The organism is Streptomyces sp. P5F9, from assembly GCF_057961495.1.
Map to the genome: position 1 here is coordinate 1 of NZ_JBXVPZ010000495.1, position 6842 is coordinate 6842.

9 protein-coding genes are annotated in these 6842 nt (G+C 71.0%); 7 read left to right on the forward strand and 2 right to left on the reverse strand.

What is annotated here, in order from left to right:
- From AC31A1_RS43530 to AC31A1_RS43540, 3 genes are all read left to right on the forward strand, one after another.
- Positions 1 to 229: acetate--CoA ligase family protein (locus tag AC31A1_RS43530; RefSeq protein WP_489658606.1), on the forward strand; the 229-nt coding region annotated here is incomplete at its 5' end.
- Positions 226 to 1011 carry an enoyl-CoA hydratase/isomerase family protein gene (locus AC31A1_RS43535; protein WP_489658607.1) on the forward strand — a complete coding sequence of 262 codons (786 nt, stop codon included), beginning with the start codon at positions 226 to 228 and terminating at the stop codon, positions 1009 to 1011. The genes AC31A1_RS43530 and AC31A1_RS43535, both read left to right, overlap by 4 nt.
- A gap of 67 nt (positions 1012 to 1078) precedes the next feature.
- Positions 1079 to 1570 (forward strand): nucleotidyltransferase domain-containing protein, encoded by a 492-nt coding sequence (locus AC31A1_RS43540; protein WP_489658608.1) that lies wholly within the window; start codon positions 1079 to 1081, stop codon positions 1568 to 1570.
- A 137-nt stretch (positions 1571 to 1707) separates the two neighbouring features.
- Here AC31A1_RS43540 and AC31A1_RS43545 read toward each other — a convergent pair whose 3' ends face one another.
- The gene (locus AC31A1_RS43545; protein ID WP_489658609.1) at positions 1708 to 2301 is read right to left on the reverse strand and encodes an HAD family acid phosphatase; all 594 of its coding nucleotides are present in this window, start codon (positions 2299 to 2301) and stop codon (positions 1708 to 1710) included.
- 252 nt (positions 2302 to 2553) lie between these two features.
- Between AC31A1_RS43545 and AC31A1_RS43550 the strand changes: the two genes are divergently transcribed.
- The 3 genes from AC31A1_RS43550 (at position 2554) to AC31A1_RS43560 (ending at position 4187) form a co-directional block, all read left to right on the forward strand.
- Positions 2554 to 3159, forward strand: coding sequence for a flavin reductase family protein (locus AC31A1_RS43550; protein WP_489658610.1), 606 nt, complete (start codon positions 2554 to 2556; stop codon positions 3157 to 3159).
- 80 nt (positions 3160 to 3239) lie between these two features.
- A complete protein-coding gene (locus AC31A1_RS43555) occupies positions 3240 to 3791 on the forward strand; it encodes a VOC family protein (RefSeq protein WP_489658611.1) in 552 nt (183 codons plus the stop codon).
- 102 nt (positions 3792 to 3893) lie between these two features.
- Positions 3894 to 4187, forward strand: coding sequence for an SCO0607 family lipoprotein (locus AC31A1_RS43560; protein WP_489658612.1), 294 nt, complete (start codon positions 3894 to 3896; stop codon positions 4185 to 4187).
- 3 nt (positions 4188 to 4190) lie between these two features.
- On the opposite strand, the gene AC31A1_RS43565 is transcribed toward AC31A1_RS43560, so the two are convergent.
- The gene (locus AC31A1_RS43565) at positions 4191 to 5564 is read right to left on the reverse strand and encodes an MFS transporter (protein ID WP_489658613.1); all 1374 of its coding nucleotides are present in this window, start codon (positions 5562 to 5564) and stop codon (positions 4191 to 4193) included.
- Between the two features lie 72 nt (positions 5565 to 5636).
- Here AC31A1_RS43565 and AC31A1_RS43570 point away from each other — a divergent pair, with 72 nt between their 5' ends.
- On the forward strand, positions 5637 to 6716 hold the full coding sequence (locus AC31A1_RS43570) for a GlxA family transcriptional regulator (RefSeq protein ID WP_489658614.1): 1080 nt from the start codon (positions 5637 to 5639) through the stop codon (positions 6714 to 6716).
- Positions 6717 to 6842: the final 126 nt, after the last annotated feature.

Sequence of the window (6842 nt, forward strand, 5' to 3'; positions counted from 1 at the left end):
GGAGGCGGCGCGGGACATGCTCGGCGAGTTGCGCGGCCGGCCGTTGCTGGACGGGGTACGGGGACGCCCCCCGGCGGACCTGGACGCCCTGGTGGAGGTGATCCTGCGCGTGCAGCGCATGGCCCTCGAACTGGGCGATGTGCTCTCGGAGTTGGACATCAACCCGCTGATGGTGCTGCCCAGGGGACAGGGCGCGGTGGCGCTGGACGCGTTGGCGGTGTGCCGATGACCGAGATCGTGTACACAGTCTCCGGCCAGGTCGCTTACGTCACCCTCAACCGCCCCGAGGCCCTGAACGCGATCACCCCGCCCCAACGGGACCGCCTGATAACCCTGTTGGGAGAGACATCGGCGGACCCCTCCATACGGGCGGTCGTCCTGACCGGCAGCGGCCGGGGCTTCTGCGCGGGCGCGGACCTGCGGGGCGGCGGCTCGTCCGGGGAACGCGTGGCCGGTGACGTCGCCCGGGTGATCCGCCTGGGCGCGCAACGCCTGATCGCCGCCGTCCTGGACTGCGAGAAACCGGTGATCGCGGCGGTGAACGGCACGGCGGCCGGCCTGGGCGCCCACCTGGCCCTGGCCTGCGATCTCGTACTGGCCGCGGAATCGGCCAGGTTCATCGAGGTCTTCGTACGCCGCGGCCTGGTCCCGGACGGCGGCGGCGCGTATCTGCTCCCGCGCTTGATCGGCCCACAGCGCGCGAAGGAGCTGATGTTCTTCGGCGACACGGTGAGCGCGACGGACGCGGAACGACTGGGCCTGGTCAACAGGGTCGTACCGGATGAGGAGTTGGAGAAGACGGCCCGCGACTGGGCGGAACGCCTCGCCACCGGCCCGACCCGAGCCCTCGCCCTCACCAAGCAGCTGGTGAACGCGTCCCTGGACAGCGACCGCACGACCGCGTTCGCGGCGGAGGCGGCCGCGCAGGAGATCAACATGACCACGGAGGACGCGCGGGAGGGCGTGGCGAGCTTCGTGGAGCGGCGGAGTCCGGAGTACCGGGGGCGGTGACCCGCGTCGAAGGGGCGTTCAAAGGGTTCGCTTGTCCGGGGCGGTCGCTTCTGACGTGGCTCAAGTAATGAGTGCCGATGATGTGTTGGTCTTCCTGGAGTCGCTGCGGCGCGCGGCGGCCGACGTCTGGATCGGCGGCGGCTGGGGAATCGACGCCCTGATCGGCGAACAGACCCGGGACCATCGCGACCTGGACCTGATGCACCGCCGGGAGCAGGAGGACGCGGTGCTGGCGGCGCTCTCCGCCGAGGGCTTCGTGGAGAGCCTGGACCAGCGGCCGGTCCGCTTCGTCGTGACGGCTCCGGACGGGCGCGAGATCGACCTCCACCCCCTGGTCTTCGCCGCCGACGGCTCAGCGACACAGGCGTCACCCGAACCGGAACACCCCTTCGCCTACCCGTCCGCATGCTTCGTGACGGGCACGATCAGGGGGGCTTCGGTCCCGTGCCTGTCCGCCGAGCAGCAGGTCTACTTCCACCAGGGCTACGAGCCGACGCACCGCGACCGGCACGACATGGCCCAACTGCGCCGCGCCTTCGGAATCACCACACACTTCTGACGCAGGCCCGCCGTCCCGGTCACGTCGCCAAGCAGTTCGCGTGACGCCGAACGACGACCGCGAGTTCCCCGACTTCGGCGACGTCATCATGAAGCTGGTTCGCTGAACTCCGCGCGGGCCCCCGGCCGTTGTACGGGTCAGTCCAACAGGCCGTCGTAGTCCGGGAGTTTGTACGTCGTGTCGGCGTAGCCGCCCGAGAGGTCGGTCGTGTTGTTGCCGATGTTGGCGATGATGTCGTAGCCGTTCGCTTCGATCGCCTTGCGCTGGGAGGTCTTGAAGTCGGCGATGGACTCGGTCAGAAGCTGGGCGACCGTGCGGGCGTAGAGGCCGTCGACCGTGTAACCGACCGTCGTCAGGTTGGACTTGGTGACGGCGTTGAAGAGGTTGCTGCGGGCGCTGACGAAGAACACGCTGATGCCCTTGGCGTGCGCGTCCTGGGCGAGGGCGAGGACCGGCGGGGTGGCGGGGACGGTGAGGCCGCCCTCGAAGTAGGTCTCCAGCGAGGTGTTGTCGATGTCGAGGACGATCGCCTGCCTGGCACCGGAGGTGTTGGCGGCGGCACGGGAGTCGATGTAGGTCTGCGCGGGGCCGGTGACGGCGGCGACATCGGTCAGCCACTGGGACTCGGTCACGGTCGAGTCGGCGGCCTGCGCGGGCAGGGCGGCGGCGAGCGTCAGGGCGAGGCCGGCGACGGCGGCCACGGCTCCGCCGCGTGCGGTGAGACGGTTCATCGTGTGGGTGCTCCTCAGATCACGGCTGCCACCGGTGATGTGGCGGTGGCGGTCGTTCCGCAACACTGCTGGGGGTTGGCGTGCGGGAGGTGACCCGAGGAGGTCCACGGGGCGACGTAACACCCATGATCTGACCGGCAGCCTGTGAATTGGCCCAGCACAGAGCCGATACGGACCGGTCCACGATACCGGATGCCGGCGGGCCCGTACCCCTTCCTATCTGATGATCCGTCAGCTTCAATGAGTGATGTGATGGGACACGCAGGGGCGGCCGCGGCCGCCGTCCGGTACCTCAGGTCAGCCGGAAGCGCTCCGGCCGCGCAGCCTGTCGAGGCGCTGCCGCGGCCGGAGCTCCGGTGCGTCACGGACGACGAGCGGGCACCGGTCGACCAGGGTCAATTCCGGCGCGTACTGGGCACGTTCGCGACCGGCGTCACCGTGATCACCGCCCCCGCGGCCGAGGGCGAACCGGGTCCCGCCGGCTTCGCCTGCCAGTCCTTCTCCGCCCTCTCCCTCGACCCGCCCCTCGTCGTCTTCATGGTCGGCCGTACGTCGACGACCTGGCCGCGCATCGCCCGCGCCGGCGTCTTCTGCGTCAACGTACTCGCCGCCCACCAGGGCGAGTTGTGCCGCGGCTTCGCGGTACCCGGCACGGACAAGTTCGCGGACGTCCCCTACGACGCCTCCCCGGTCTCCGGCTCGCCCCGCCTCACCGGCGCCGCGGCCTGGATCGACTGCACGATCCACGCGGTGCACACCGGGGGCGACCATCTGATCGTGGTGGGACGGGTGGACGGGCTGGGGGCCGACGAGGGTGAGGGAGCACCCTTGTTGTTCCATCGGGGCCGCTTCCTCTGATCGCCAGTAGGACAGGAACTGACCTATCCCGCCCCTATCGTCACGCCCGAAACCCGGCAGCGACGAAGGGAACCCCGACGATGTCCCACCACACCAACTCCGCCCCGGAGGGCTACACCACGGTCTCCCCCTGGGTCGCCACCGACGACACGGGAGCCTTCCTCGACTTCGTCGCCGCGGCGTTCGGCGGGAAGGAACTCGGGCGGGTGGTGACCGAGGGCGGGGCGATCGGGCACGGCGAGATCCGGGTCGGCGACACGGTCGTGCTGGCCTTCGACCGGGCCCCGGACTGGCCCGTCATGCCGAGCCTGCTCCGCGTGTTCGTACCTGACGCGGACCAGGCGTTCACCCGCGCCGTCGACGCCGGCGGCCGCATCGTCACCCACCTGGCGAACGACGCCTTCGGACAGCGCGGCGGGCGGATCAAGGACCCCTTCGGCAACATCTGGTGGGTGGTCGCCCACGTGGAGGACGTCCCCGAGGACGAGATGTGGGAGCGGCTACGGCAGCCCGAGTACGCCGAGGTCATGCGCGTCGCCCAGGAGACGTTCGACGCCGAACTCAGCGGCCGGGGTCGCGGGCGCAGCAGCGCGCCCGTGCGGACGACGGCTCCTCTGAGTGCCGCTGAGTAACCCGCACGCCGATTCTGAGCCCACGTACTCATGAAGGTCCGCCCCGCCTCCGGCAGCCTTGCTCCCAGACCGATTCGAGCATCTGACCGGGGGACCCCAACCATGAGCAAGCGCACGCGAGTCGCCGTTCTCACGTCCGTCCTGATATCCGCCGCCGGGCTGCTGTCCGCCTGCTCGTTCTCCACGGCGGACGCCATGTGCAGCGGGGGCGAGTACCCGGTCCTGGCCGTGGGCAGCACCTTGGGCGGCGCCTGTGTGAAGAACGGCGACACCCCGCCGAGCGGCTATGCGCGCTACCCGGAGGGGAAGGTGCCGCAGCACGTCGACGACAAGTGGGACACGTACTGGCAGACCCACACCGTGGACGCGAAGGGGAACATCACCTCCGCCCCGTAGCCGTCACGCCACCGCGACCGCGACCGTCCCCATGACCGGCCGCCGCCGGATCACCAGCGCCATCAACGCCGCCACCGCGCACAACGCCCCCGACAGGTACCAGACCATGTCGTACGACCCGAACGCGTCCCGGGCGACCCCGCCCAGGAAGGCGACCAGGGCCGCGCCGATCTGGTGGGAGGCGAGGACCCAGCCGAAGACGATCGCGCTGTCCTCGCCGTACTGCTCGCGGCACAGGGCGAGGGTCGGGGGGACCGTGGCGACCCAGTCGAGGCCGTAGAAGACGATGAAGAAGAGCATGGGCGGGTGGACCGTGGGGGCCAGCAGCATGGGGAGGAAGAGGAGGGAGATGCCGCGCAGGGCGTAGTAGACGGCGAGCAGGCGGCGGGGTTCGAAGCGGTCGGTGAACCAGCCGGAGGCGATCGTGCCGACCACGTCGAAGACGCCGATCACCGCGAGCAGCGAGGCCGCCGCCGTGATGGGCATGCCGTGGTCGTGGGCCGCGGGCACGAAGTGGGTCTGGATCAGGCCGTTCGTGGACGCGCCGCAGATCGCGAAGGTACCGGCCAGCAGCCAGAACGGGCCCGTGCGGACCGCCTTGAACAGGACCGTGACCGTACGGCGGGCCGCACCCGTCACCGGTTCCGGCTTCGGCACGAACTCGGTCGCCCCGTACGGCTTCGCGCCCACGTCGGCCGGATGGTCCCGCAGCAGCAGCCAGACGAAGGGGACCACCGCGAGGGCCGCGAGGGACACGGTCACCGCCGCCGGGCGCCAGCTGTGCTCCTCGACTATCCAGGACAGCAGCGGCAGGAAGATCAGCTGGCCGGACGCCGAGGCCGCCGTGAGGATGCCGGTGACCAGGCCCTTGCGTGCGGTGAACCAGCGGTTGGTGACCGTCGCCGCGAACGCGAGCGCCATCGAACCGCTGCCAAGACCCACCAACAGGCCCCAGCAGAGCAGCAGTTGCCACGGCGCCGTCATCCACACCGTCAGGCCGGACCCGAGCGCGATCACGGTCAGCGCGACCGCGACCACGCGCCGGATGCCGAAGCGGTCCATCAGCGCCGCCGCGAAGGGGGCCGTCAGCCCGTACAGCGCGAGGTTGATGGACGCCGCCGCACCGATCGTGCCGCGCGACCACCCGAACTCCTGGTGCAGCGGATCGATCAGCAGCCCGGGCAGCGAACGGAACGCCGCCGCACCGATGATCGTCACGAACGTGACGGCCGCGACGAACCACGCACGATGCAGTGACACTGTGCGGCTCCGCCGCGGACGAGTACGGGTACGACTACGACGGCTACGGCCGCTGGGCGCGGGGCCGGGCTCCTCGGCGGTGCCGGGACCGGGCGTGGCATCGGTTGTCTGCGTCACGTCAATGAGCTTCCGGCATCCCACCCCTCCCGGGCCACTGGCCCGAAGGACAGCATTCGCTAGAATCGGGCCATGAGCCGAGAGTCCGAGCCGGAGTTCCGCCCGCACCGCGTCGTCGTCCTCGCCCTCGACGGCCTCCTCCCCTTCGAGCTGGGCATCCCGCACCGCATCTTCGGCCGCCCCCGGGACGCCGAGGGGCGGCTGCTGTACGAGGTCGTCACCTGCTCGGTCCGCCCGCCCGGCCCGGTCGACACCGACGCCGACTTCGCCATCCACGTCCCGAACGGCCCGGAGGCCCTCGCCACCGCCGACACGGTGATCGTCCCGGCGTCGTACGAACTCGGGCCGGTCTTCGAGGAGGGCGTCCTCACCCCCGAACTCGCCGCCGCCCTCGCCCACATCCGCCCCGGCACCCGCCTCGCCTCCATCTGCACCGGCGTCTACGTCCTCGCCGCCGCCGGTCTCCTCGACGGCCGCCCCGCCACCACGCACTGGGCCGACGCCGACCGCTTCCAGGAACTGTTCCCGCAGATCGAGGTCGACGCGGACGTGCTGTTCATCGACGACGGCGACGTCCTCACCTCCGCCGGTGTCGCCGCCGGCATCGACCTGTGCCTGCACATGGTCCGCCGCGACCACGGCACCGCGGTCGCCAACGACGTCGCCCGCCGCACCGTCGTACCGCCGCACCGCGACGGCGGCCAGGCCCAGTACATCCACCGCCCGGTCCCGGATCCGCAGGTGGCGACCACGACCGCCGCCCGCGCCTGGGCCCTGGGCCGCCTCCACGAACCCATCCAGCTCCGGGACATGGCCGAGCAGGAGGCGATGTCCGTCCGCACCTTCACCCGCCGCTTCCGCGAGGAGGTCGGCATCAGCCCCGGCCAGTGGCTCACCCAGCAACGTGTCGAACGAGCCCGCCACCTCCTGGAATCCACCGACCTCTCCATGGACCAGGTCGCCACGGACGCCGGCTTCGGCACGGCCCAGTCGATGCGCCAGCACCTCCAGACGGCCCTCGGAGTCACCCCCACCGGCTACCGCCGCACCTTCCGCACGGGAGGAGCAACGGCAGCAACAGGGGCCGACGCCGAACCCGATCGCAGCACCGCCGACTCCGACCGCCACGGCACGGTCGGCGCCCTCAACTGACCTGTCGCCACAGCTCACTTGGCACCCTCAGCACCAGCTCCAGCCCCAACACCCCCCAGTTCCACGGCACCCCGGCCGTTCCTCTCGGCACGCTCAACCCGTCTCGCCCGTCGCGCCTCCCCCCAC

Coding starts and splice junctions, on each gene's coding strand:
- AC31A1_RS43535 (WP_489658607.1), top strand. CDS start 226: ATGACCGAGATCGTGTACACAGTCTCCGGCCAGGTCGCTTACGTCACC.
- AC31A1_RS43570 (WP_489658614.1), top strand. CDS start 5,637: ATGAGCCGAGAGTCCGAGCCGGAGTTCCGCCCGCACCGCGTCGTCGTC.
- AC31A1_RS43545 (WP_489658609.1), bottom strand. CDS start 2,301: ATGAACCGTCTCACCGCACGCGGCGGAGCCGTGGCCGCCGTCGCCGGC.
- AC31A1_RS43560 (WP_489658612.1), top strand. CDS start 3,894: ATGAGCAAGCGCACGCGAGTCGCCGTTCTCACGTCCGTCCTGATATCC.
- AC31A1_RS43555 (WP_489658611.1), top strand. CDS start 3,240: ATGTCCCACCACACCAACTCCGCCCCGGAGGGCTACACCACGGTCTCC.
- AC31A1_RS43550 (WP_489658610.1), top strand. CDS start 2,554: ATGGGACACGCAGGGGCGGCCGCGGCCGCCGTCCGGTACCTCAGGTCA.
- AC31A1_RS43540 (WP_489658608.1), top strand. CDS start 1,079: ATGAGTGCCGATGATGTGTTGGTCTTCCTGGAGTCGCTGCGGCGCGCG.